Here is a 22,900-nt window from a genome sequence, read left to right on the forward strand (position 1 = left end):
CGGTTTCATGTGGAACCGACCCGCCTCCTCGTGCGTCGAAGCAATCAGGGACAAGTTTCGCGAAGCTCGTTCCCGTCGCCACCGCCCCCGAGACGAGGAGTCAAGCCATGTTGGACCACGTGCGCGTCGAACCCGACGTCCTCTTCGCCGCGGCCGCGGAACTCGACGCGCTGGCCGCCCGCCTGCAGGCGACGCTGACCTCCGCGACCCCGGCCCTGAACGTCGCACCGTCCGGGTCCGAGGAGGTGTCGTTGCTGGCGGCCGGATACTTCAACCGACTCGCCGGCAGCTTCGGGCCGGCCGCCGCCCGGGGCATCGAGGAACTGGTCGCGGCCGCGGCCATGCTCCGCGCGCAGGCCATTGCGTACCAGGACCAGGACCACGCCTTCGGCGCGTCGCTCGCCACAGGCATGTGAGCACACGCGTCCCGAACCGCTCCGCCGAACTCTCGGCCCAACCGAGGAGAAACGCATCATGACCTTGGGTGTCACAGGCGTCGTCTGGATGCCTCGCGGCGCAACCGTCAACTCGACCGCGCTCAGCGCGGGCGCCGGCCCGGTGCCGCTCAGCGCCGCCGGCCCGGCCTGGGCCGCGATCGCGGAGGGCTTCGTCGACGCCGGCGCGACCCTCGTCCGGGTCATGGAAGAACTGCGGGCCGGGTGGGAGGGCACGGCCGCCGAGGCCGCCCTCGCCAGGATCGCACCGTTCACCGCCTGGACCGAGCAGACCGCGACCCTCGCAGCGGAGACCGCCGCCAAGGCGTCCGCCGAGGCCGGCGCGTACACCACCGCGGCCCTGGCGATGCCGAGCCTGCCCGAGATCGCCGCGGTCAAGACCGCCAAGACCGCCGCCTACACCACCGGCGGCGCGCTCAACGGCTCCGCGGCCGTGGCCGAGGCCGCCGACCGGGCAATGGACATCCGCGCCGGAATCGTGATGGAGGGGTACGAGGCGGCGTCGAGCATGCTCGCGACACCCGAGACCTTCACGCCGCCGCCGCCGATCACCAACGGCTCGACCGTCGGCCTCGAGTCCCGCGACGCCGGCAGCGTGGCGCGGCGCAGACTCGAAGACGACCTCCGCACAGACCCCGTCGGCACCATCGCGGCGGCGGCCACCGCGTTCGCGCAGAACCCGGCCGTCGCGACCGCGGCGTCACAGGTCGGCACCGTCGCGGGCACCGTGTCCAGCGCGACGTCGGCCGCCGCCAACTTCGGCGGGGCCGTCCTCGGCGGCGTGGGCGCCGGATCGCCCGCGCTCATGGGGGACCCGGGGGCGCCGGTGTCGGCCGTCGGCCGAGGCACCACCACCGGGATGTCGGGCGGCGGGTCGTCCGGCGCCGTCGCCTCGCGTGCCGCCGGCGTCGGCGGGGGCAGCGGCGCGCGGGCCGCGCTGCCCGACGGGTGGGCGCAGGCCGGTCAACTCGACGGCTCCGGGCACCGCGGCGGCGTCGCGGGCGGCGCGGGCACCGGCCTCGGCCCGGGAACCGCCGATGCGGCGCGCACGGAGACGGCCGCGGCGGCCGCCGCCCGCAACACCCCGATGTCCGGCACACCGATGGGCGCGCACCGCGGCGACGCGGACGCGGACGGGGCCGACCGCGCCACCCGCGGCTACCTGCGCAACTTCGAGCACTTCGCCGACGGGCGCACGGTGATCCCCTCGGTCATCGGCGCCGACCTGCCCGAGGACGGGCGGTGATCGACTTGGGAATCGAACCGATCGGCACGACACTGCCGCCCACCACCCTGCACGTCGACGAGATCGACATGCTCGTGCACCTGCTCGACGTCGACGTCTTGCCGGTCGTGCTCGACGCCGGTCCCCGCTTCGACTCGCTCCCCACGCGAGACGCGGTGTTCCGGCGGGCCCACGACAGGCTCGCCGCGGCAGGCCTGGTCGACGGCATCGCCGTGCACCCCGACCTGGCCCGGCAGATGCGGACCCTCGCCCGCCCGCGCGCCCAGATCGCCGTGCGCAAGAGCGTCGACGGCACCGTCCACCGCGCGTGCCTGGCCCTCGACCGGGACCCGGCCGACGGCGCGGTACTGGCCCTGCGCAGCGGCGACGCGTTCACCATCCAGCGGTCGGGGCTCGACCTCGTCGGCCCGCTCGTGCACGCGCTCGGCACCGCACCTGCGCTGCCCTTCGGCGTCGTGAACTGCCCGACCGCGGACCTCGCCGCCGCACTCGACCGGATCACCGACCCGCGGAGGGCGGCCGATCAGCTGATCGCGGTGGGGGTTTCGGCCGCGGAGTCCGCGGTCGTCGGGCCCGCGTTTGCCGGCTCCCCGACGTTCACCGAGATCGTCGGGCTGGTCCACGAGGACAGCGGCGCGACGCTGACGCACGGACCGGTCACCGTGTTCGACACCGCCGCCGGACGCGTCGTCGGCACCACGAGCGTCGCCACCGACGGCGTCCGGTGGACGTCGCTCTCCCCCGGCACCCCGGGCCGGCTGCGTCAGGCGCTCGAAGCGCTGCTCGCGCAGCTCGGCTGAGGGCTCAACCCATCGGGTCGTCGGTGGCCTCGGTCGCCGCCGCCTCGAACCACGGCCGCTGCGGGGTCGCGTCGAACGGCGGGTCGAAGAGACCCCACCGCACGCACTGCCAGCCCGCGGCGGTCGGCACCAGCTCGACCGTCGAGGTGTTCTCCAGGTGCCGATCCGCAGCGAAGGCGCCGGGCACCCCGGCCAGGTAGGCGGCCACCAGCCGGATCGCGGCACCGTGGCTCACCACCACGACATCTCCCCCGTCGCCGCCGTCGAGGTACTCGGAGCGCAGCGAGTTCACCACCGGCACATAGCGTTCGACGATGTCGTGGCCCGACTCGCCGCCCGGGATCCGGGCGGACAGGTCACCCGTGTGCCACGTGTGGAACACCTTCGCGAACATCTTGTGCGACTCGAGATCCGAGCGGTCCTCGAGCTCACCGGCCTGCGCCTCGTGCAGACCCTCGCGCACCTGCAGCGTGATGCCCGACGCCGTCTCCACGAACCCGGCCGTCTCGCGTGCCCGCAGCGCCTGTGACGACACCAGCGCGGTCGGCGGTCGCACCGCGAGCAGGTCGCCGAGCGTCTGCGCCTGCGTCCTGCCGAGTTCCGTCAACCGCGCACCGGGCAGTCGGGTGTCCAGCCGTCGTTCTACGTTCGCCTCGGTCTGCCCGTGCCGGACCAGGATCAGTCGGCCGCTCACGCGTTCCCCTCTCCGCGGCGCAGCCTTTCCAGCCACGCGGTGTCGTCGATGTCGGGCATCGGGGCGCCGCCGCCCGGGACGGCCGACGGCCACGACCCGAGGAAGCGGACGTCGCTGAAGCGGTGCAGCGCCTTGAGCGCCTCCGCCACCAGCCCGTCGTCGATGTGTCCGACGCAGTCCAGATGGAACAGATAGGTGCCGAATTCCTTACGGGTGGGCCGGGATTCGATGCGAGTGAGGTCGATGCCCCGGGTCGCGAACTCCGTCATCGCACGAACCAGCGAGCCGGGCACGTTGTCGAGGTGCAGCACGACGCTGGTGCGGTCGTTGCCGGTCCGGGCGGGCGCGGGTTGCGGCCGGGTCACCAGCACGAAGCGGGTGCGGGCGCCCTCGTAGTCGGCGACCCCGGACGCCAGCGCGACGAGCCCGAGCCGCTCCCCCGCCAGCGCGGTGGCCACGCCCGCGTCCGCGACACCGGCCGCAACATCCTCTGCCGCACCGGCATTCGACGACGCCGGCTCGACGCGAGCGTTCGGCAGGCGCGTGTCGAGCCAGCCCTGCACCTGTGCGGTCGCGACCGGGTAGGCGCGGACGGTGCGGACGTCGTCGAGCGTCGTGCCGGGGCGCCCGACGATGGTGAAGGCGACCTCGAGTTCGGTTTCGGCCATGATCTGCAACCGGTCGCCGAGGGCGAGCGCATCCATGGTGGGACGAATCGACCCCTCGACGGAGCTTTCGATCGGGACCACCGCGCCGTCGGCGTCGCCGCGACGCACCATCTCCAACGCCGCCGGCTGGCTCGCGGCCGCCACCCGTTCGACGGCGCCGGCGAACGTGCCGGCCGCCTCGAGCTGGGCGAGGGCCATCTCGGTGAAGGTCCCGCTGGGTCCGAAGTACGCGATACGAGGCACGCCTACGAGGTTACGCAATCGCCCCCGAGGTACTCCGCGGATCGGTCCCGGTTCCGTTACGGCGTGCGCTACAGCAGCCCGGCGTCCGCGAGGACGCGGTCGGCCTGCTCCGGGTCGTCGACCTCGATGCCCAGCAGCACGCCCCGCACCGCCTCGGCGGCCTCGGGGATCAGCGCCGCGAGCGCGGCGGCGTCCGGGGCGGCCAGCGCCGCGCGGACGTCGTCGCCGCGCAGTGCCGCGACCGTGCCGGCCAGCAGCGCCAGGACCTCGGCACCGTCGCGGGCGCGGGCGACGAAACCGACGGAGGTGTGCGCGAGCACTGCGAGGAAGTCGGCGACCGCGTCGACGGGCTGACCGGCGATCAGCCCGGGGCTGTGGCCGGCGTCGGCGAGGACCTGCGCCGCCTCGGCGAGGGGGCCGGCGTCGGCGCCGTCGGGCGTGACGAACACCGCGACGGGGGCGGGCAACCGGAGACCGACCGCGTCCGCGAGCTGCTCCGAGGTGCAGTGCACGTGGTAGCGGAGCGCCCGATGCTCCACCGCGTCCGCGAGGCCGTCCGGATCGATGTCGAGCTCGACGACGACCGCACCGGCATCGACGTCGGTACCGGCGGCGCCGGTGAGGATCGAGGCGGCCACGATCTGGGGGCCGGCGGTAACGGCGTCCCGGACGACGACGGCGCCGGCGGCGGCTCGCCGCTGGTGGAGCAACCCGGCGACGAGCGGCCGGGCCGCGTCGGCGCGGGACGCGGGAAGAGTCGGCATCGACAGCGAAACAGGAATCGACACACCCACACGTTAGCCCGGCCCGGGTCGGAACCCACCTTCCGAGCCGAGGGGTTGCCGACCGCGCCCCCAGGAATTAGCTTAGGTTTACCTCACTTCGATGCAGGTTCGGTGTCGCGCCCCGGGCCGGCCCCGACGCAAAAGGAAGCCGCCGATGACCCGCAGCACCCTCGGACCGTCCACCGCCGAACGGATGCGGAGCGCGAGCGCCCGCGCGACCGATGCCGTGCTGGCCGTCGCCGGCAGCGACCCCGCCGTCACCTCGCTGCACCACCTGCGCACCGACGGCACCGCCGTCCTCGCGACACCGATGGACTGCGCTGCGGCGGCCCTGACGTGGCAGGCCGGACCGGGCGGGTTGCCCGCCGTCCTCGAACTCACCGACTACGCGCCCCTCGCGCTGCGCGAACCCGTCCGATCGCTCGTGTGGCTGCGCGGCACGCTCACCGCGGTGTCCGGGCAGGACGAACGCGACCTCGCCGACGCGGTGGCCGCCGAGAACCCGCACCCCGCGCTGCTCGACGTCGGGCACGACGCCACCCTGCTGCGCCTGCGACTCGAGTCCGCCGTCGTCGCGGACAGCAACGGCGCCGAGGCCGTCGCTGTCGACGACCTGCTCGCCGCCGAGCCCGACCCCTTCTGGGATGTCGAGACGGGCTGGCTGCAGCACCTCGAGGAGGACCACTCCGACCTGGTCGAGATGCTCGCCCGACGGCTGCCGCCGCCGCTGCGCACCGGGCGGGTGCGCCCGCTCGGCATCGACCGGTACGGGGTGCGGTTGCGGATCGAGGACGCGACCGGCGACCGGGACGTGCGGATGGACTTCGCCGAACCCGCCGACGACGCGCTCGCGCTCAGCCGCGCCCTGCGGGTCCTCGTCGGCTGCCCCTTCGTCAACGGTCTGCGCACCCGCCCCTGACGACGTTCGGCTTGCGGGTCGGTCACATCCCGGCCACACCCGGCGAAGCGCCTGCCGCACCGCGGCGCGGGGTGTACAGAGAAGCTGTGGACCGACATCGTGGTGCGCGATGGCCCTGATGTCACCGGTGGACGTCGCGCTGCTCGCCGGTGAGATCGGGTCACGCACGCTGCACATCGGCGTCCTGCTCGTCTTCGCTCCGCCGCCCGGCGGCCCCGACAGCTTCGCCGCCGACGCGTACCGCGACGCGCTGACAGCCGTGCGCGCGCAGTCCGCGCTCATGGCCGAGCCCGCCGTCTCCCTCGCCACCGGTCTCCTGCCGGCCTGGCGACCGGCCGACCACATCGACATGAGCCGACACCTGGAACGGCACGCGCTGCCCTCGCCCGGCGACGACGCCGAACTGTTCGGGCTGGTGGCACGCCTCCACGAGCACCGTCTCGCCCGATCCCAACCCATGTGGGAGGGCTACCTGATCGAAGGACTTGCCGGCGGCGGATTCGCGCTCTACGGGAAGATCCACCACGCCACCCTCGACGGGATGTCGGGCATCCGGATGATCGAGCAGTCGCTCACCACCGACCCCGACCGCCGCGACATGCCGTTGCTGCTCGCGCCGGACCGATCCCCGCAGCAGCCGGGACCGCGCGGCCTGCCGGGCCCGCTGCGGCTCGCACGCGCAGGCGTCGCGAGTGCGGTGTCGGTCGCGGACGTCGCCCGACACGCCGTCGTCGGTGCCGCCGACTGGCTCGGCCGGGCCGTGACGACCGACTCCACGGTCCTGCCGATGCGCGCGCCGCACACGCCGCTCGACGGCAAGGTGGGGCCGGAACGGGCGTTCGTCGGCCGGTCGTGGCCCAAGGAACGACTGCGCGCGGTACAGCGCGCCACCCGCGCCACCAGCAACGAGATCACCCTCGCCATGTGCGGGGGTGCGCTGCGCAGCTACCTGACGAAACGGGACGCGCTACCGGCGTCGTCGCTGGTGGCGCTGGTCCCGGTCGCGCAGCGTCGACGCGAGGACGCCACCGGCGGCAACGCGTTCGGTCTCGCGCTGTGCACGCTCGGCACCGACCTCGACGACCCGCGGGAGCGCCTCGACCGGATCCGCCGGTCGATGGCCGATGCGAAGCGCCGCGTCCGCACGATGGGCAGCGGCGCGTCGACGATCGTGGCCGTCCCCACCCTGGCCCCGAACATCGCCCGGATCCTCCCGATGGGCGAGGTGCTGCCGCCGAGCTACAACGTCGTGGTCTCCAACGTGCCGGGTCCCACGAGCCCGCTGTACTGGAACGGCGCCGAACTGCGGCACATGTACCCGCTGTCGATCGTGTTCGACGGGACCGGTCTGAACATCACGGCCTGTCACTACGCCGACCGGCTGGATTTCGGATTTCTGGCGCACCCGGAATCTGTGCCGGACCTCGAGTGTTTTACCGATGAGACCGAGGTTGCATTGGGCGATCTCGAACGGATATCGGAAGTTCGCTCGACATGACTGCCGCAATGCCGCGTCGTGGCTCGGGCGGGACCCCACGTCCGAAGGCGGAATACCGGCCGCCCAGGACGATGCTGGTCGACCCGCGTTTCGAGTCACTGGCCACCCAGTTCTTCCACCTGTTCCATCGCACCCACGACGGCGGTGGCGCGCTGGCCGTGTATCTGCACGGCAAGCCGGTCCTCGACGTGTGGGCCGGGTGGGCGTCCCCGATCCGCAAGTGGGACTGCGACACCGTCACGCTGTCGTTCTCGACCGGCAAGGGCGTCGCGAGCACGGTGCTGCACCGCCTCGCGCAGCGCGGGCTGATCGACTACGACGCCACCGTCGCGTCCTACTGGCCCGAGTTCGGTGAGGCCGGCAAGGAATCGATCACCGTCCGTGAACTCCTCAGCCACCGCGCCGGCCTGCACCGCATCCGCGGACTGGTGCCCGGCCGCCTCGCACTGCTCGACCACGACCGCGTCACCGCGGCGCTGGCGGCGTCCGTCCCGGACCCCCGCCGCACCACGATGCCCGGCTACCACGCCGTCACCTACGGATCGCTGATCGCGGAACTGACCGCGCGGGTGTCGGGCAAGCCGTTCGCCGAACTGGTCCGCACCGAGGTCGCCGAACCGCTCGGCATCCCGGAGTTCTGGTTCCAGGTCCCCGAATCCGAGAAGGGCCGCATCGCGAAGGTCTTCCCGCACATCAACCCGTTCGGGGTGCCGTGGGGCGTGACGTCGCTGGCGCTGTCGCTGGTGCCGCACCTGCGCGACATCGCCGACGCCGGCATGCCCGAGGGCTTCGACATGCTGGTGCGCGACCCGTCGATCCACGACTTCGTGATGCCCGGCTGGAACGGCGTGTTCAGCGCCCGCGCCCTGGCCCGCATGTACGCGGCGTTCGCGAACGACGGCGTCGTCGACGGTATCCGGTTCCTCGAGCCCGACACCATCGCCCAACTGAGCGAGGTGCAGACCCGCGCCCGCGACTACGTTCTGGGCATCCGGATGAACTGGCGGCTGGGCTACCACGCGGCCCTGGTCGCGGCCCGCACCCAGCATTCGGGCGCGTTCGGTCACTACGGGCTGGGCGGCTCCGGCGCGTTCGCCGACCCCGACAGCGGGCTGTCGGTGGCGTTCGTGACGAACCGGTTGGGCGGCGCGCTCACCCCGTTCGCGGACCTGCGGCTGCCGAACCTCGGTGCGAAGGCCGAGTCCCTCGCCCACCACATCTGACGACGTTTGCGTCTAGCGTCGGCGGGGTGATCACCCGCACCACCGTCGACTCGTGGCTCCGGCCCGCCTTGCCACCGTCGTCCGAGCCCCCGCTCGACGCCCGCGAGCGGCGCGCGCTGTGGTTCGAGATCACGATCGTGCTGCTCGTGACGTTCGGGCTCAACGGCGTCTACAGCATCCTGTCGCTGCTCGAGTCGGCGCTGCAGCCGGGCGGCCTGTCGGAGCAGGCGGTCGCGCTCAACCCGTCCCGGTCGACGCAGTCGTTCATCGACCTGGCCCGGCAGCTGCTCGGCGTCGTCAAACTCGCCGCGTGGGCGGCGCTGGGGCTGTACCTGCTGTGGCGCAGCGGCCTGGGCCCGCGCCGGATCGGTTTCGGCCGGACGCAGCTGCGCGACGGGATACTGCCCGGCGTCGGACTGGCCGCGCTGATCGGACTCCCCGGCCTGGCGTTCTACCTGGCCGCGGTCGCGCTGGACATGAACCTGACGGTCATGCCGAGCACCATCGACGACCACTGGTGGCGGCTGCCGGTGCTGGTGCTGTGGGCGATCGCGAACTCGGTCGCCGAGGAAGTCCTGGTGGTGGCGTACCTGATCTCGCGGCTGCGCCGGCTGGGTTGGAGCGAGAACTCGTCACTGCTCGCGTCGGCGCTGCTGCGCGGCAGCTATCACCTGTACCAGGGTCTCGGCGGCGGGCTCGGCAACGTGCTGATGGGGCTGATCTTCGGCCGGTACTGGCAGCGCACCGGGAAACTGTGGCCGCTCGTGGTCGCGCACGCCCTGATCGACACCGTCGCGTTCGTGGGATACGCGCTGCTCCGCGGGCACCTGTCGTGGCTACCGTGACCGCAACTGTCGGCATCGCACGTATTCTCGGATCGTGAACGGCGAGACCCCCGACAGACGTCAGCCGGGCCCGCCGCACCGCGGCCGGCCCCAGCCCCCGCGCAACGTTCCCCCGCCGCGCCGCGGTGGGCCGCCCCCGCAGCGCCCGTCGCAGGGCGCCGAGGGCACCCAGATCATCCGCCGTGACGGACGTCCCGGCGGCCCCGCACCGCGGCCTGCGCCCGCGCGTGCGTGGTCGGAGGCCCCCGAGCCGCAGGCGTACTCGCGGACGCCGGGCGGGCCGCCGCCCCGCGGAAGCGGCCACGCGCCGACGCAGACCCCGCGCCCGTACGCGGAGCCGCGCCGGACTCCGCCGGCCGCCCCGCCGCGCGGTCCGCAGCCGCCGCGCCCGCCGGCCGCCCCCGCCGAGCCCCCGAAGCAGCGGCGCCCCCGGAAGCGGGGAACGTGGCTGCGCCGGGTGGCGCTGACCCTGGCCGTGCTCCTGGTCGCGTCGATCGGCGGTGTAGTCTACCTCGACACCAAGCTGAACCGCGTCGACGCGCTCGCCGACTACCCGGGCCGCGTCGCCGACACCCCGGGCACCAACTGGCTGTTGGTCGGCTCGGACAGCCGCGCCGGCCTGACCGCCGACCAGGACCGCGCCCTCGCCGCCGGCGGGGACATCGACGGCAAGCGCACCGACACGATCATGCTCGTGCACGTGCCGAAGAGCGGCGCCACGACGATGGTGTCGATCCCGCGCGACTCGTACGTGAACATCCCGGGCATCGGGCGGGGCAAGATCAACGCCGCGTTCGCACAGGAAGACGGCGAGCAACTCCTGGTCCAGACGGTCGAGGAGGCCACCGGGCTGCGCATCGACCACTACGCGGAGATCGGCTTCGGCGGGTTCGCGGGCATCGTCGATGCCCTCGGCGGCGTGAACATGTGCGTGCCCTACCCGATCGACGACCCCCTCGCCGGCATCAACCTGCCGGCCGGTTGCCAGGATCTCTCGGGCCCGGAGGCCCTCGGCTTCGTCCGTAGCCGCGCGACCGCGCTCGCCGACCTGGACCGGATGAACAATCAGCGTGCGTTCATGAGCGCGCTGCTGAAGAAGGCCACCTCGCCCACGACGCTGATCAACCCGCTGCGTCTGTGGCCCATGATGACGCAGACCGCCAATTCGCTGCAGGTCGCCGACGGTGACCATCTGTGGAATCTCGCCGGGCTGGCGTGGGCACTGCGCGGCAAGATGGTCACGACCACCGTGCCGGTCGGCGGATTCGAAGTAGTCGACGGCTGGGGCGACGTTCTGTTGTGGGATCGGGAAAAGGCAAGCGAATTCTTCGATGCGCTTGCAAATGACCGCCAGATTCCACAGGGTCTCTTGACCGGCACACCGTGATGCTCGTCGCTGTCCGGACATTGTCGACACTGTCGCGGCATTACGGACGGTATTGTTTCGTGCATGACTGAAGCGGCGCACACGAACGAGTTCCACCGACTGCTGCAGACCCAGATCCGAAACGAATTCACGGCCTCCCAGCAGTACATCGCGGTCGCCGTCTACTTCGATTCGCAGGACCTGCCGCAGTTGGCTGGCCGCTTCTACCGGCAGGCCGCCGAGGAGCGCGACCACGCGATGATGATGATCCAGTACCTGCTCGACAACGACCTGCCGGTTGCCGTGCCCGGCATCGACTCCGTGGTCACCGAGTTCGCGTCGGTCCGGGAGCCGGTCGCGCTGGCCGTGGAGCAGGAGCGCACCGTCACCGAGCAGATCACCCGCCTGGCCCGCACCGCCCGCGACACCGGCGACTACCTGGGCGAACAGTTCATGCAGTGGTTCCTCAAGGAGCAGGTCGAGGAGGTGGCCAGCATGACGACGCTGCTCACCATCGTCGACCGCGCCCGCGACAACTTCTTCAACATCGAGGACTTCGTGGCGCGCGAGATGAGTTCGGCCGTGACGGCCGATTCCACGGCCCCGCGGATCGCCGGCGCCGACGCCTGATTCCGGTCTGCCGCAATTGCCGAACAATCGACAATTGCGGCAGATCGGTATTTCCGGAAATCTCGATCCGGAATGAGGCAAGGCTAATTGAGGACACACTAGCCTCAATTAGGTTCCACTTGGGTGACAGTTCGCCCTGATCAGCGATACCTTGACTCCATGAGTGCCTCAGACGATTCGCATCGGACGAAATTTCACGCACTTCTCCATGATCAGATCCGCAACGAATTCAACGCGTCGCACCAGTACCTCGCGACGGCGGTGTATTTCGACAACGCGGATCTCCCCCGGCTGGCCCACCACTTCTACAAGCAGGGCAACGAGGAACGCAATCACGCGATGATGATCATCCAGTACTTCCTGGATCGGGACATCACCGTCGAACTCACGGGCGTCGATCCGGCGAAGAGCCACTTCGAGAACGCGCGGGAGCCCATCGCGCTCGCCCTCGCGCAGGAGAAGGCCGTCACCGAGCAGATCGTCCAACTCGCCCGCACCGCCCGCGACGACGGCGACTACCTGGGCGAACAGTTCATGCAGTGGTTCCTCAAGGAGCAGGTCGAGGAGGTCGCCCGCATGACGACCCTCCTGACCATCGCCGACCGTGCGGGTTCCAACCTGTTCGATCTCGAGGACTTCGTGGCCCGCGAGATGAGCAGCGTGGACGACGCGTCCGGGGCGCCGCCCGCCGCCGGCGGCACGATCTAGCACCGAAACAGCGGAAGGGTCCCTTCACGCGCTCGCGCGCACGAAGGGACCCTTCGAGCTCGGTGAACTCAGCGCAGCGTGACCTGGCGTCCGCGCAGCCCGTCCCGCGCACGCACCTCGGCCGCCGTGAGCGGCGCGTCCACTGCGAGGGCCTCGGCCAGACGCGCACCCAGCTCGGCGGTGGGCGCGGCCCACTCGTCGGGGTGCTTCTCGCGGTCGAGGTCGAAGACCGGCACCAGCAGGCCGTGGGTGCGGAACGAGCCCGCGAACCGCGACCCCTCGCCCAGGTGCAGTCCGCCGGCCGCGTGCACGCGGGCCAGCGCGAGCATCAGCGAGTCCTCGTCCTCGGGACGCACCCAGCGCAGGTGCGCGCGCTCGCCGGCGTCGACCCACCACGCGGCGACGACGCCGTCGGCCTCGAGTCGCGCCGACGGCATGATCGCCATGTTCGCCTGCTGGACAGTCGCCGCGACGTCGGGGGCCGGCTCGACACCCTCGGGGATCCACCAGTCGAAGTTCTGGTGGACGGTGATCTTCGGCAGCGCGTCGGCGACGAGGACGTCGGCCAGGCGCGGACCGCCGGCCTGCGGGTCGGCGAAGGTCAGCGAGTTGCCCGGTTCCGCGGACTGCACCCACGTGACCGCCGCGCCGAGGTCGGCGCCGGGATCGGCCGTGTGGGCCTGGACCTGCAGGCCGACGTACCGGCCGGCGGTGCCGTCCTCGTCGCGCACCAGGGCCGCGACGGCCCCGGGCAGGACGGTGGCCGCGGTGACCGGCTTGTCGGCGTCGCGGACCGGCAGCTCGACGAGCGCCGACGGCACGAATTCGCGCAGCGCGACCAGGTCGCACTCGGCGGCCAGACCCTCGAACGGGCGGGTCGGCGCGACGACGTCGGCCTCGCGCTCGAGACGACGCTGTTCGAGCTTCGCGGCGCGGTTACTGCCCGGCTTGGGGCCACTGTTTCTCTTGCTCTTCTTACCCACGAGGCCAAAACCTACACGGACGAGCGCGTTATCTCAGCCGCCCAGCAGTTTCTTGGTGCGGCCCGGATGATTGGTGGCCACCCAGCCGACGCCGAGTTCCTTGCACAGGACGACGTCGGCGGGATCGTCGACGGTCCAGCAGTAGGTGGCGCGTCCGGCGGCGGCGGCCTTGTCGACGATCTCCGGGTGCTCGCGGAGCGTCTTGATCGACGGCCCGACGGCGGTGGCGCCGACGGTGGTGGCCGCGCCGCCGCCGAGGTAGCGGGAGGCGTCCCCGAGCAGCACCGTCGGCAGCAGCGGCGCCGACCTGCGGATCCGCCACACCGCGCTCGCCGCGAACGACATCACGACGGCCCGCGAATGGTCGGCGGACGCAGGGGTGGCGAGCCCGTAGCGGGACAGCTCGGCGAGCACCTTGCTCTCGACGAGGCCGCCGTAGCGGACCGGGTGCTTGGTCTCGATGAACAGTTTGGTCGGGCGTGACGTCCAGCCGAGGGTGAGCTCGATGAGTTGGGACAGTGTCAGCAGCCCGGCCGGTTCGCCGTCGGTGCCGTAGTCGAGTTCTCCGAGCGACTCGAGCGTCATCTCGCTGACGACGCCGCGGCCGGAGGACGTGCGATCCACGCGACGGTCGTGCACGCACACGAGGTGGCCGTCGCGCGTGAGTCGCACGTCGCACTCGAGTCCGTCGGCGCCCTCCGCGAGGGCGAGTTCGTACGCGGCGAGGGTGTGCTCGGGCATCGCGGCCGACGCGCCGCGATGCGCGACCACGAGGGGTCCACGCCGATCCGGGCTCATCCGACCGTCGCCTCCTCGGTGCGGGCGGGCTGCCCGGTCCCCGGCACGTTGATCCAGCGGGTGGTCCGCTGCGGGCGTCCGAGCAGGTCCAGCCCGTCGAACCGGCGCATGACGCACAACGTGAGCAGGGCGGTCGCGGCCGCGACGGCCGCGGTGACGGCGGCGAGCACCACCCCGTCGGCCTGTGCCTGCAGGCTGTCGCGGCCGCGCCACAGCAGCCCGACGGCGACGAGCAACCCGTCGACCGCCCACGCCGCCCACCAGATGCGGACCGCAGTCAGGGTCCGGCGGTCGCCGCCGGCGACCTCGGTGAGGTAGACGCCGGGCATCACGAGGTTGACGACCGGGACGAGCACGCCGGCTGCGAGGGACCGCGGCGAGCGTGGGTCCGCGAGCCCGCGGGCGGCGAACACCTGACGGCGGGTGACGACGAGTCGGCACACGGACGCGACCGCGGCGGCCAGCGCGACCAGCGGCGCGGACAGCTGTGTCGCCCACACGATCGAGTCCGACAGCGCGAGGGTCAGCGGATCGACCAGGCGCACCCGATTGAACACGAGCAGCCCGTACCGGAATGCCTCGGCCAGGGCGGCGAGCCCGAACACGATCGCGGTGCACGCGAGCAGCGTCGGCGCGAGGTCCGCGGCGGCCTCGGTGCGGGTGAGCCGGTCGTCGGGTTCCTCCGGTGGCGGGTCGAGCAGTCCCCAGCGCGGCACCTGGGTGTACCGGGGCGTCGGCCCGAGGCGGCGCGGCTCCCGGCGGCGTCGGGCGATCGGCGGGTAGGGGCTGCGGGCGACCCAGCGGAAGTTGCGTGCGGCCGGTGGGGCCGGACGGTCGGTGTCGACCGGGGAGAGCAGCACACCCTGGCAGCGCGGGCACCACTGCGCCGGGCCGCCGACGACCGGCCACCTCGACGCGCAGCGGGCGCAGACCTGGACGACGCTCATCTAGTAGATCTTCGCGGAACCGGGATCGTCGCCGCAGGTGAGCGGGAGTCCGGCGCCCTGCCACGCGACCATGCCCCCGTCGACGTGGTAGGCGTCGAAACCGATGCTGTTGAGGTATTCGACGACGATGATCGAGCGCCCTCCCTGGCGACACACGACGTACACCTCGGCGTCGATGTCGATCTCGTCGATGCGGGCCGGCACGTCGATGATCGGGATGTGCTGCGCCCCCGGGGCATGCCCCGACTCCCACTCGTCGTCCTCGCGCACGTCCAGCAGAACCGTCGCGTCGGTGGGCTCCGTCGGAAGATCTGTCACGGAGACGGTGGGAACGTGCGGGATCGTCACGGGTTCGATTCTGGCACGCCCCCTGTTCCGTGGCAGATGATCTCGCGTTACGCCCTCGGACCGTTCGTGACCGGACCGATACGTCAGGCCTCCGACCTCCATCGATTTGCCACCCCAAATGTGACCTGAAGCACTTGATTCGTCGAGTTATCCACAGTTTCCACAGGGTCATCCACAGTTCTGAACAACTTTGGCGGGAACATCCACAGGTCAGGGGCTCGAGGTGGATTGTTCGCTGACAACTGTGCACCGCAAGTTCCACAGCAATCCACAGCCTGTGTGGATTTGCGCGACGGCGGTCCGGTGTGGTGGACCGGGCCGGAGTCCCCACCGCCGGGATGTGTGCCCCCATCCCAGCCCCTCGCTCCGGCCCGGCTCTCCCCCCTTTTCGGTCGGGACGAACCCGTCCCGACACTTGATCCGACGCGGCGGGACCCGAATCGGTTCCCTCGACTTCGTCCTCCGACGCAAGTCACATTCGACGGTGCGGCACAGTGGTCCGCATGGACCTGAGAATCTTCACCGAACCCCAGCAGGGCGCCACCTACGACGATCTCCTCACGGTGGCGAAGGCGGCGGAACAGTTCGGGTACGACGCCTTCTTCCGGTCCGACCACTACCTGGCGATGAACGTCGAGGGTCTGCCCGGCCCCACCGACGCCTGGATCACCCTCGCGGGTCTCGCCCGTGAGACCTCCACGATCCGGCTCGGCACCCTGGTCACGTCGGCGACGTTCCGCTACCCCGGCCCGCTCGCCGTCTCGGTCGCGCAGGTCGACGCGATGAGCGGTGGCCGGATCGAACTCGGCATCGGCGCGGGCTGGTTCGAGGAGGAGCACGCCGCATACGGCATCCCGTTCCCGTCGCTCGGTGAGCGGTTCGACCGGCTCGAGGAGTCGCTCGCGGTCATCACCGGCCTGTGGGGGACCCCGGTCGGTCAGACCTTCAGCCACGACGGCACCCACTTCCCGATCAGCGACTCGCCCGCGCTGCCGAAGCCGGTGCAGACGCCGCGTCCGCCGATCGTGATGGGCGGCATGGGCAAGAAGCGCACGCCGTCGCTGGCGGCGCGCTACGCCGACGAGTTCAACCTGCCGTTCGTCTCGATCGAGGACACCGTCGCGCAGTTCGAGCGGGTCCGCGAGGCGTGCAAGGCGGTGGACCGCGATCCCTACGAGCTGGTCTACTCCAACGCTCTGGTGCTGTGCTGCGGGCGCACCGACGAGGAGATCGCCCGCCGGGCCGCCCGGATCGGGCGTGAGGTCGACGAGCTACGTGAGAACGGCCTGGCGGGCACGCCGGCCGAGTTGGTCGACAAGATCGGCCGCTACCGCGAAGCGGGGACGCAGCGGATCTATCTGCAGACCCTCGACCTGGCCGACCTCGATCATCTCGAGCTCGTCGCGGCGGAGGTCATGCGGCAGCTGGACTGACGTGCACGCCCGCTCAGGAGGTCACGCGCCCCAGAAATCCCGAGATAGGTTCTGCCGCAACGGTTCAGGCAGGAATCGGGGCGGCCGGGCGGGTTTTCGGGCGGTTTGCCGGCACGGGGCAGACCCCCTGAAAATGTGCCCCACATCCACGGGGTCGATTTCCCGATCGAAATCAAACGGGCGAATTGAACATTAATGGGAATGCAATTCCAAGCGATGTAATTTACCCGGAACCTGGCGTGCGAAAAAATGTGGATGCCGCGCCGACAGGCCATTGCCTCGACAATTCGGGCAATGGCCTGTCGGTTCTTTGTACAACTGCCGGCGCTTACGCCCGGCGACGATGCCTGCCGACGCCCGCTGCTGTCGTACCCGCCATGGCCGCGACGAGCAGGGCGCTGCCGACCAGCCAACCGGATCCGTCTCCGCCGGTGTCGTTCGAGGGTCCGCCGCCGGCTTCGACGCCGCCCATGGGGACGACAGCGACCTGCCCTCCGCCTTGCGGTGCGGGTGGCGCTTGCTGGCTGGGGCCGGGGACACTCGGGGCCGGTCCCGGCGCGCTGGGGCCCGGAACGCTCGGGGCCGGTCCCGGTGTCCCCGGGCCGGGGACACCCGGGCCGGGGACACCCGGGCCGCCCGATCCTCCGGACCCAAGACTGCCGAGCCCGATACTTCCGAGTACGCCACTACCAGCTGCGGCACTGCCGAGTAGGAGACTGCCGCTGTTGGAGCCGGAGCTCCCGAGCAGCGGCAGAATCAAGCTGCCCAGGTCCGAACTTCCGTGCTCCCCGAGGCTGGCGCTGCCGGCCTCCGCACTACCGGAACTTTCACTACCGTGGCTGCCGAGACTGCCCTCACCGCTGCCGGAACTTTCACTACCGTGGCTGCCCGAGCTGCCCTTACCACTATCCGAACTCTCACTACCGTGGCTGCCCGAGCCGCCGTCCTCACCGCCGGCGTTCGCCAGCGCCGGCGAACCGATCGCCAGCGCGGCGACTGCCGTCGCGGCAACCATGATGCGGGTCTTGATCTTCAGAGTGCGTACGTCCGTAGCTCTGTGGGTTGGCATCGCTATACGACCTCCTCAATTGGCCTGCGCAACAATTCGTAGAGATTCCGCCCGACAGCATGAAGACAGAAAAAAACTGCGGCGCCACCATTTCCTCACCCCAGCCAGAGACCAACTAAACCGGCGGCGCCCCCATGCATATAGGCGAAAGCAACTTAACATCTCGATCGGCCCAGGAAAGGTGGAATCAGTATTACGAGCGCGGACGCCCGCCCAGAAGAACGGGACACGCACACGCCGCGAGATCGATCAGCACCGTGCCCGCGACTCGAAGCCGACGCGAACGCCGCCGATCGCGCGTGAGGCGTTGGCCCGCCTTCTGCGTCCTACAACGAGATGGATTGTCTTACAGAGCATCTGGAAGATCCATCGCGGGAACGTCGACGGCGCGAGGCGGCGCGCTCCGCGCCCACCCCAGCGCCGCCCTTCCCGTATGTGACGATCGCGATCGTTGCCCCTTGTGGGGTGTAGGACCGGTAGGCCCCCTCCCCGAGCAGCGCTCGTAGCGGAGTCCGTCGCCGAAGGCGCTTCGGCAGCACCTCCGAAATATGTTTCCGTTCAACGGGACACCCCTCCTGCGGAAGCGGCCCCGGGATCTGTAATGGGCGCAACAGCGTGACCCGCACCACATTTCCCCAGAAAGGTGTTACATGTCAGGAACACTCGGCACCGCGGCCACCCCGCCGCGCGCCGTCTCCGAAGGCGGCTGGACCCCGCGGCTCGTCCTGTCCCTGATCTCCATCGCAGTCGTCCTGGAAATCGTCTCGATCAGCTCGACGATGGCCTCGGTCGCCATGATGCCGATCGGTGAACACTTCAAGACTGACCAGATTGCCTGGGTGACAACGGCTTACCTGCTCGCCGCCGCGGTGGCGTGCCCTCTGGCCGGTAAGCTCGCCGACATCCACGGCAAGCGCAAGGTGTTCCTGATCTGCATGGCTATCGCCGCCGTCGGCGCCCTGGTGTCCGCGGTTGCGCCGAACTTCCTCGTCCTGGTGCTCGGCCGCGCCCTGTTCGGCGTGCTGATCGCCTGTATGTTCCTCGGTTTCTCCCTCATGCGAGACGTGTTCCCGCCCAAGACTCTTGCCCTCGCTGTGAGCCTCGCCGCGGGCGGCATGGGCCTGATGACGATCCCGTCGCCGTTCATCACCGGCGTGCTGGTCGACGCGTGGGGATTCCGCTCGATCTTCTGGTTCCTGTTCGTCGCGCTGGTCGTCATGGCCCCGCTGGTGGTGCTCACCACCGAAGAGACTCCGGTCCGCAATCCCGCCCGCCTCGACGTCGTCGGCGCCGTCCTGCTGGGCGGCGGTCTGGCCGCGATCCTCGCCGGCATCAGTTTCGGACCGTCGTGGGGCTGGGCCGACGTCGGTACGCTGCTGCTGATCGTCGGCGGTCTCGCCGTCATCGCGATCTGGGTGCCGCTGGCCCTGCGTACGGTGGATCCGATCGTCGACCTGCGGTTCTTCCGCCGCGGCCCGATGCTCCGCATCTGCCTGTCCGCCGGTCTGGCCTACGGCACGATCTCCTTGTACGCCACGCTCATTCCGATCATGAGCATGACTCCGTCGGTCCTCGGTCTGGGTTACGGCTTCGGTGTCGACGCCAAGGGTGTGGGCCTCATCCAGATCCCGATGGGTGTCGGCAGCGTCATCGGCGGCATCGTCGTCGGCAGGATGCTGCGCACCAAGTTCCCGACCCTCACGCTCGCCGGCGGCGCGGCTTTCATGCTGGCCGCGTCGGTCGTGACCGCGTTCTCGCACACCGGCAAGCCCGAGGTGCTGTTCGGCATCCTGTTGTTCGGCCTCGGTATGGGCGCCACCACGGCATCCATCCCGAACCTCACGATCGCGTCGGTCCCGCCGTCGGTGCAGGCGTCGATGTCGAGCATGGTGCAGGCGTCGCAGACACTGCTCGCCTCGATCCTCCCGGTGATCGCCTTCGCCGTCCTGAACTCGAACGTGGCAACGGTGATCGACGGCTACGGCTTCTACGCCGACAACGGCATGACCATCGCGTACCTGATCGGCGGCCTGTCGTCGCTGGCCGCGATCCTCGTGGTGATGACGCTGCACCGTCGGCGCCACGCGATCGCAGCCCAGGCGGCGACGGATGCCGCAGCGAGCGAACGTGATCCGGAGCCGCTGCCGGCGGCCTGATCCTCACGCGGACGGGCCCGGTGCCTCCACGGCACCGGGCCCGGTCCGCTGTCTTGTGCCTGTTCCGTTCCGGTCCTAGCCTGGGAACGAGGTCGCGACACGAGAATCGCGACCGCAGGAGACCGTCATGAACGGAAGATCCACGCGAAAATCCACTGCGCCGGCGGACACGAGGATGATGGGGGTCGTGCACGACGCACTGCGCCGAGATCTCGAACGCACCGAGCACGTCCTGCAGGCGCCCCGGATCGACGAGCACCAGCGCGGCGCCGTCTCCGATCACACGCACTGGATGATGGCGTTTCTGCACGAGCATCACCGTGCCGAGGACCACGGATTGTGGCCGCTACTGCGGCGGACCGCACCCGACGCCGCACCGGTGCTCGACCGGATGGACGCGGACCACGCCCGGATCGCACCCGAGGCCGATCGACTGGACACCGCCGCCGCGATGTTCCACGACAACGGGTCACCCAGCGCGAGAAGTGAATTCACGAGATCACTCGCCACCCTCGAGGAAGTACTGCTGCCGCACCTACGACAGGAGGAGGACGAGGCGATGCCGCTCGTCGCACGGAACCTCACTGCAGCCCAGTGGGTCCAGTGGGACCGGACCGAGAACATCGACCCCAAGTCCAAGTGGGAGCTGGGGATCCTCGGTCAATGGTTGGGTGACAGCCTCGACCCCGAACGGACCGACCTGCTCCATCACCAGGTCGGTCCGGTCACCCGGTTCGTCCTGTTACACGTTTTCGAGGCCCCGTACCGCCGTGCCTGCGCACTGCGCTGGGGGCCCGACGTCCCGGTCGGGCCACTGGAGGCCCCGCGCTGACCGAAGCGGTCAGGCACCCAGTCCCACAGGACAACTCACACCGGTCGCGTGGACGGGACAGTAGCCGCCCGGGTTCTTCGCGAGGTACTGCTGGTGGTAGTCCTCGGCGTAGTAGAACATGGTGAGCGGCGCGATCTCGGTGGTGATCACCCCGTAGCCGGCGTCGGCGAGGCGCTTGCCGAACATCTCCTCGGTCGCGTGCGCGACCGCGTTCTGTTCGTCGGATTCGGTGTAGATCACCGACCGGTACTGGGTGCCGCGGTCGTTGCCCTGACGCATCCCCTGGGTGGGGTCGTGGTTCTCCCAGAACTGCTTGAGGATGCCCTCGTACGAGACGACCTTCGGATCGAACACGACCAGCACCACCTCGGAGTGCCCGGTGCGTCCCGAGCAGACCTCCTCGTAGGTCGGGTTGGGGGTGTAGCCGCCCGCATACCCGACGGCCGTCGAGTACACGCCGCCGCGCTGCCAGAACTCCTTCTCGGCGCCCCAGAAGCAACCCATGCCCACCACGGCCGTCTGCATGCCCTCCGGGAACGGCGGCTTCAGCGGGTGCCCGTTGACGTAGTGGGCGTCGGGTACCGGCATCGGCGTCTCGCGACCCGGGAGGGCCTGATCCGACGTGACCATCACCGATTTCGCGCGCGCGATTCCGCCGTCGAAAATCTCATCGAACCAAGACATGGTTCGATGCTACGCGCGGTCGGGGGTGTCCACCGGGCGCCCGCTCGGCGCATGATCGGGCTGCTCGGAGCCCCCGGCGGGCACCGATTCGCGGGATCCGCGACCGATGCGCCGGGTGCGCGCGGACAGCCATCGCGCGGCGGGCACCTCCACCCACCGATAGAGCACCTCCGACACGGCCGCGGTGACGACGAGGAAGGCGATGACCGCTCCGGTCTGACCCAGCGGTCCCACCGCGTGCTCGTAGACGCGGTAGAGGATCAGCGTGTGGACCAGGTAGATCGCGTAGCTGCGGGTGGCGGTCCACCGGATCACCGACCACCGCGTGGGTCGACCGCGGTAGCGCCCCAGGACCAGCACCAGCGCGGTCACGACGGCGATGGTCCACAGGTAGCGGTCTCCGGCCCAGTAGACGCGGATCTCCGTGGCCAGGCGCACCACCTCGATCTGCGCGAGCACGCCGACGACCAGCCAGCGCCAGTCGACCAGGCGCGCCCATCCGAGGTACATGAGCTGGCCGAGGAAGACCGTGGGCAACGTCGCCGCGATTTTGGAGAGCATCGGCACGGTGTAGGGCTGCGGGATGTAGAGGTTGTAGAGCAGCATCAGCGCGCACACGGCCGCACCGATGAGCGGGACGACGACGGGGCGCGCACGCAGCACCGGCCGCAGGGCGACGCAGTACACGTAGAAGAACACCTGGACGACGAGGGTCCAGGTGACGCCGAGGACCGCGACCTCGGGCCGGAGGAAGAATCCGCCGAGTACGAAGCTCAGCGCGGCCTCGGTGTTGGAGATCCCCGGCTGCCCGCTGAACATGCCGTTGATGCCCAGCCGCACCAACACGATCGCGGCGGCGATCGCGACCCAGAACGCCGGCAGCAGGCGCCCGACCCGATCGAGGAGGAATCGTCCGGGGTGGTGCCGCATCGCCGACCTGGTGATCACCGCGCCGGTGAGCGTCATGAAGATCGCGACCCCGACGAACGAGAGGTGCTGGTTGAGGTTGAGCCCCTCGACGAACACGGCGTAGACGCCGTCGATCAGCCACCATCCGGAGCCGAGGTCGTCGATCAGATAGAACGAGATGTGGGAGTAGATGACGGCGAGAACCGCGACGGTGCGGAGCAGATCGGCGCCGGACAGTTCCACTCGAGGTGCCAGCTCTGCCCGCGGATTTGCAGCACGCGTCTCGGAAGGCACCACGCGATATTAGTGTTCCGTTCACCTCCGGGACCAATTCAGCGCGTCGTCCGCATTGCGCGGATGGCCCTTTCCCGCACCCGGTTTCGGTGACCCGAAATATTTTGTGAGGTCAGGACCACCCTCAGCGAGGCGGTTGCGCAGGGTGTACCAATGAGATTGGGTTGTCCCCAGTACAACTCATCAAACGCACACGTCACAGGGCGCCACGCCCCTGAGGAAGGGAATCTCGTGTCTGTTTACACGCTGCCCGATCTGCCCTACGACTACGCCGCCCTCGAGCCCCACATCTCCGGCAAGATCATGGAGCTCCACCACGACAAGCACCACGCCGCCTACGTCGCCGGCGCCAACGCCGCCCTCGACA

At 70.4% G+C, this 22,900-nt stretch carries 22 protein-coding genes and 1 pseudogene; 14 read left to right on the top strand and 9 right to left on the bottom strand.

Annotation, left to right across the window (positions count from 1 at the left end):
- Positions 1 to 107: 107 nt before the first annotated feature.
- From EGT67_RS24485 to EGT67_RS24495, 3 genes are read left to right on the top strand one after another with little or no spacing between them, the layout of a single operon-like run.
- Positions 108 to 416 (top strand): PE domain-containing protein, encoded by a 309-nt coding sequence (locus EGT67_RS24485; RefSeq protein WP_127918718.1) that lies wholly within the window; start codon positions 108 to 110, stop codon positions 414 to 416.
- Positions 417 to 474: 58 nt separating this feature from the next.
- On the top strand, positions 475 to 1,701 hold the full coding sequence (locus EGT67_RS24490) for a PPE domain-containing protein (protein WP_127918719.1): 1,227 nt from the start codon (positions 475 to 477) through the stop codon (positions 1,699 to 1,701).
- Positions 1,698 to 2,501, top strand: a complete 804-nt coding sequence (locus EGT67_RS24495) for an ESX secretion-associated protein EspG (protein WP_127918720.1) — start codon at positions 1,698 to 1,700, stop codon at positions 2,499 to 2,501. Before EGT67_RS24490 ends, EGT67_RS24495 begins: the two co-directional genes overlap by 4 nt.
- 4 nt (positions 2,502 to 2,505) lie before the next feature.
- Here the strand turns inward: EGT67_RS24495 and EGT67_RS24500 are convergent, their stop codons facing one another.
- From EGT67_RS24500 to EGT67_RS24510, 3 genes are all read right to left on the bottom strand, one after another.
- Positions 2,506 to 3,195, bottom strand: a complete 690-nt coding sequence (locus EGT67_RS24500) for a histidine phosphatase family protein (RefSeq protein ID WP_127918721.1) — start codon at positions 3,193 to 3,195, stop codon at positions 2,506 to 2,508.
- Positions 3,192 to 4,106: a prephenate dehydratase gene (pheA, locus tag EGT67_RS24505; protein ID WP_127918722.1), complete on the bottom strand. Its 915-nt coding sequence runs from the start codon at positions 4,104 to 4,106 to the stop codon at positions 3,192 to 3,194. The genes EGT67_RS24500 and pheA overlap by 4 nt, the downstream gene beginning before the upstream one ends.
- 68 nt (positions 4,107 to 4,174) lie before the next feature.
- On the bottom strand, positions 4,175 to 4,894 hold the full coding sequence (locus tag EGT67_RS24510; protein WP_127918723.1) for a hypothetical protein: 720 nt from the start codon (positions 4,892 to 4,894) through the stop codon (positions 4,175 to 4,177).
- A gap of 151 nt (positions 4,895 to 5,045) precedes the next feature.
- On the opposite strand from EGT67_RS24510, the gene EGT67_RS24515 reads away from it, so the two are divergent.
- The 7 genes from EGT67_RS24515 to EGT67_RS24545 all read left to right on the top strand — a co-directional run bounded on the left by EGT67_RS24515 (position 5,046) and on the right by EGT67_RS24545 (position 12,080).
- The gene (locus EGT67_RS24515) at positions 5,046 to 5,810 is read left to right on the top strand and encodes a DUF2470 domain-containing protein (RefSeq protein ID WP_127918724.1); all 765 of its coding nucleotides are present in this window, start codon (positions 5,046 to 5,048) and stop codon (positions 5,808 to 5,810) included.
- 109 nt (positions 5,811 to 5,919) lie between these two features.
- On the top strand, positions 5,920 to 7,308 hold the full coding sequence (locus tag EGT67_RS24520; protein ID WP_127918725.1) for a wax ester/triacylglycerol synthase family O-acyltransferase: 1,389 nt from the start codon (positions 5,920 to 5,922) through the stop codon (positions 7,306 to 7,308).
- Positions 7,305 to 8,531: a serine hydrolase domain-containing protein gene (locus EGT67_RS24525; protein WP_127918726.1), complete on the top strand. Its 1,227-nt coding sequence runs from the start codon at positions 7,305 to 7,307 to the stop codon at positions 8,529 to 8,531. Before EGT67_RS24520 ends, EGT67_RS24525 begins: the two co-directional genes overlap by 4 nt.
- A gap of 26 nt (positions 8,532 to 8,557) precedes the next feature.
- Entirely contained in the window at positions 8,558 to 9,376 is an 819-nt protein-coding gene (locus tag EGT67_RS24530) for a CPBP family intramembrane glutamic endopeptidase (protein WP_127918727.1), read from the top strand.
- A 34-nt stretch (positions 9,377 to 9,410) separates the two neighbouring features.
- A complete protein-coding gene (locus tag EGT67_RS24535; RefSeq protein ID WP_421958166.1) occupies positions 9,411 to 10,763 on the top strand; it encodes an LCP family protein in 1,353 nt (450 codons plus the stop codon).
- Positions 10,764 to 10,826: 63 nt separating this feature from the next.
- The gene (locus tag EGT67_RS24540; RefSeq protein WP_127918728.1) at positions 10,827 to 11,372 is read left to right on the top strand and encodes a ferritin; all 546 of its coding nucleotides are present in this window, start codon (positions 10,827 to 10,829) and stop codon (positions 11,370 to 11,372) included.
- Positions 11,373 to 11,531: 159 nt separating this feature from the next.
- Positions 11,532 to 12,080, top strand: a complete 549-nt coding sequence (locus EGT67_RS24545) for a ferritin (RefSeq protein WP_127918729.1) — start codon at positions 11,532 to 11,534, stop codon at positions 12,078 to 12,080.
- A gap of 68 nt (positions 12,081 to 12,148) precedes the next feature.
- Here the strand turns inward: EGT67_RS24545 and EGT67_RS24550 are convergent, their stop codons facing one another.
- The 4 genes from EGT67_RS24550 to EGT67_RS24565 are packed head-to-tail and all read right to left on the bottom strand — an operon-like array spanning position 12,149 to position 15,156.
- Positions 12,149 to 13,063: a DUF5926 family protein gene (locus EGT67_RS24550; RefSeq protein WP_127918730.1), complete on the bottom strand. Its 915-nt coding sequence runs from the start codon at positions 13,061 to 13,063 to the stop codon at positions 12,149 to 12,151.
- 33 nt (positions 13,064 to 13,096) lie between these two features.
- Positions 13,097 to 13,861, bottom strand: coding sequence for a glycerophosphodiester phosphodiesterase (locus EGT67_RS24555; protein WP_127918731.1), 765 nt, complete (start codon positions 13,859 to 13,861; stop codon positions 13,097 to 13,099).
- Positions 13,858 to 14,808, bottom strand: coding sequence for a DUF4328 domain-containing protein (locus EGT67_RS24560; RefSeq protein ID WP_127918732.1), 951 nt, complete (start codon positions 14,806 to 14,808; stop codon positions 13,858 to 13,860). The genes EGT67_RS24555 and EGT67_RS24560 overlap by 4 nt, the downstream gene beginning before the upstream one ends.
- Positions 14,809 to 15,156, bottom strand: coding sequence for a rhodanese-like domain-containing protein (locus EGT67_RS24565; protein ID WP_241566234.1), 348 nt, complete (start codon positions 15,154 to 15,156; stop codon positions 14,809 to 14,811). It abuts the gene before it with no gap.
- A gap of 503 nt (positions 15,157 to 15,659) precedes the next feature.
- Between EGT67_RS24565 and EGT67_RS24570 the strand changes: the two genes are divergently transcribed.
- The 3 genes from EGT67_RS24570 to EGT67_RS24585 all read left to right on the top strand — a co-directional run bounded on the left by EGT67_RS24570 (position 15,660) and on the right by EGT67_RS24585 (position 20,646).
- Complete coding sequence (locus EGT67_RS24570; RefSeq protein ID WP_127918734.1) at positions 15,660 to 16,589, top strand: LLM class F420-dependent oxidoreductase; 930 nt, start codon at positions 15,660 to 15,662, stop codon at positions 16,587 to 16,589.
- Positions 16,590 to 18,308: 1,719 nt separating this feature from the next.
- Positions 18,309 to 19,814 carry an MFS transporter gene (locus EGT67_RS24580; protein ID WP_127918735.1) on the top strand — a complete coding sequence of 502 codons (1,506 nt, stop codon included), beginning with the start codon at positions 18,309 to 18,311 and terminating at the stop codon, positions 19,812 to 19,814.
- A gap of 178 nt (positions 19,815 to 19,992) precedes the next feature.
- Positions 19,993 to 20,646: a hemerythrin domain-containing protein gene (locus EGT67_RS24585; protein WP_241566236.1), complete on the top strand. Its 654-nt coding sequence runs from the start codon at positions 19,993 to 19,995 to the stop codon at positions 20,644 to 20,646.
- 9 nt (positions 20,647 to 20,655) lie between these two features.
- Here the strand turns inward: EGT67_RS24585 and msrA are convergent, their stop codons facing one another.
- Complete coding sequence (gene msrA / locus EGT67_RS24590; RefSeq protein WP_127918737.1) at positions 20,656 to 21,330, bottom strand: peptide-methionine (S)-S-oxide reductase MsrA; 675 nt, start codon at positions 21,328 to 21,330, stop codon at positions 20,656 to 20,658.
- Positions 21,331 to 21,339: 9 nt separating this feature from the next.
- Positions 21,340 to 22,482 carry an acyltransferase family protein gene (locus EGT67_RS24595; protein WP_127918741.1) on the bottom strand — a complete coding sequence of 381 codons (1,143 nt, stop codon included), beginning with the start codon at positions 22,480 to 22,482 and terminating at the stop codon, positions 21,340 to 21,342.
- A gap of 282 nt (positions 22,483 to 22,764) precedes the next feature.
- Between EGT67_RS24595 and EGT67_RS24600 the strand changes: the two are divergent.
- Positions 22,765 to 22,900, top strand: a pseudogene (locus EGT67_RS24600) (superoxide dismutase); the annotation flags it as partial.

This window comes from Prescottella agglutinans, assembly GCF_004011865.1.
GTDB classification, from domain to species: Bacteria; Actinomycetota; Actinomycetes; order Mycobacteriales; family Mycobacteriaceae; genus Prescottella; species Prescottella agglutinans.

Excerpts from the sequence above, each read along its gene's own strand:
- EGT67_RS24545 (WP_127918729.1), top strand. The coding sequence starts at position 11,532 with ATGAGTGCCTCAGACGATTCGCATCGGACGAAATTTCACGCACTTCTC.
- EGT67_RS24570 (WP_127918734.1), top strand. The coding sequence starts at position 15,660 with ATGGACCTGAGAATCTTCACCGAACCCCAGCAGGGCGCCACCTACGAC.
- EGT67_RS24525 (WP_127918726.1), top strand. The coding sequence starts at position 7,305 with ATGACTGCCGCAATGCCGCGTCGTGGCTCGGGCGGGACCCCACGTCCG.
- EGT67_RS24585 (WP_241566236.1), top strand. The coding sequence starts at position 19,993 with ATGGGGGTCGTGCACGACGCACTGCGCCGAGATCTCGAACGCACCGAG.
- EGT67_RS24485 (WP_127918718.1), top strand. The coding sequence starts at position 108 with ATGTTGGACCACGTGCGCGTCGAACCCGACGTCCTCTTCGCCGCGGCC.
- msrA (WP_127918737.1), bottom strand. The coding sequence starts at position 21,330 with ATGTCTTGGTTCGATGAGATTTTCGACGGCGGAATCGCGCGCGCGAAA.
- EGT67_RS24580 (WP_127918735.1), top strand. The coding sequence starts at position 18,309 with ATGTCAGGAACACTCGGCACCGCGGCCACCCCGCCGCGCGCCGTCTCC.
- EGT67_RS24560 (WP_127918732.1), bottom strand. The coding sequence starts at position 14,808 with ATGAGCGTCGTCCAGGTCTGCGCCCGCTGCGCGTCGAGGTGGCCGGTC.
- EGT67_RS24490 (WP_127918719.1), top strand. The coding sequence starts at position 475 with ATGACCTTGGGTGTCACAGGCGTCGTCTGGATGCCTCGCGGCGCAACC.
- EGT67_RS24540 (WP_127918728.1), top strand. The coding sequence starts at position 10,827 with ATGACTGAAGCGGCGCACACGAACGAGTTCCACCGACTGCTGCAGACC.
- EGT67_RS24520 (WP_127918725.1), top strand. The coding sequence starts at position 5,920 with ATGGCCCTGATGTCACCGGTGGACGTCGCGCTGCTCGCCGGTGAGATC.
- EGT67_RS24515 (WP_127918724.1), top strand. The coding sequence starts at position 5,046 with ATGACCCGCAGCACCCTCGGACCGTCCACCGCCGAACGGATGCGGAGC.
- EGT67_RS24555 (WP_127918731.1), bottom strand. The coding sequence starts at position 13,861 with ATGAGCCCGGATCGGCGTGGACCCCTCGTGGTCGCGCATCGCGGCGCG.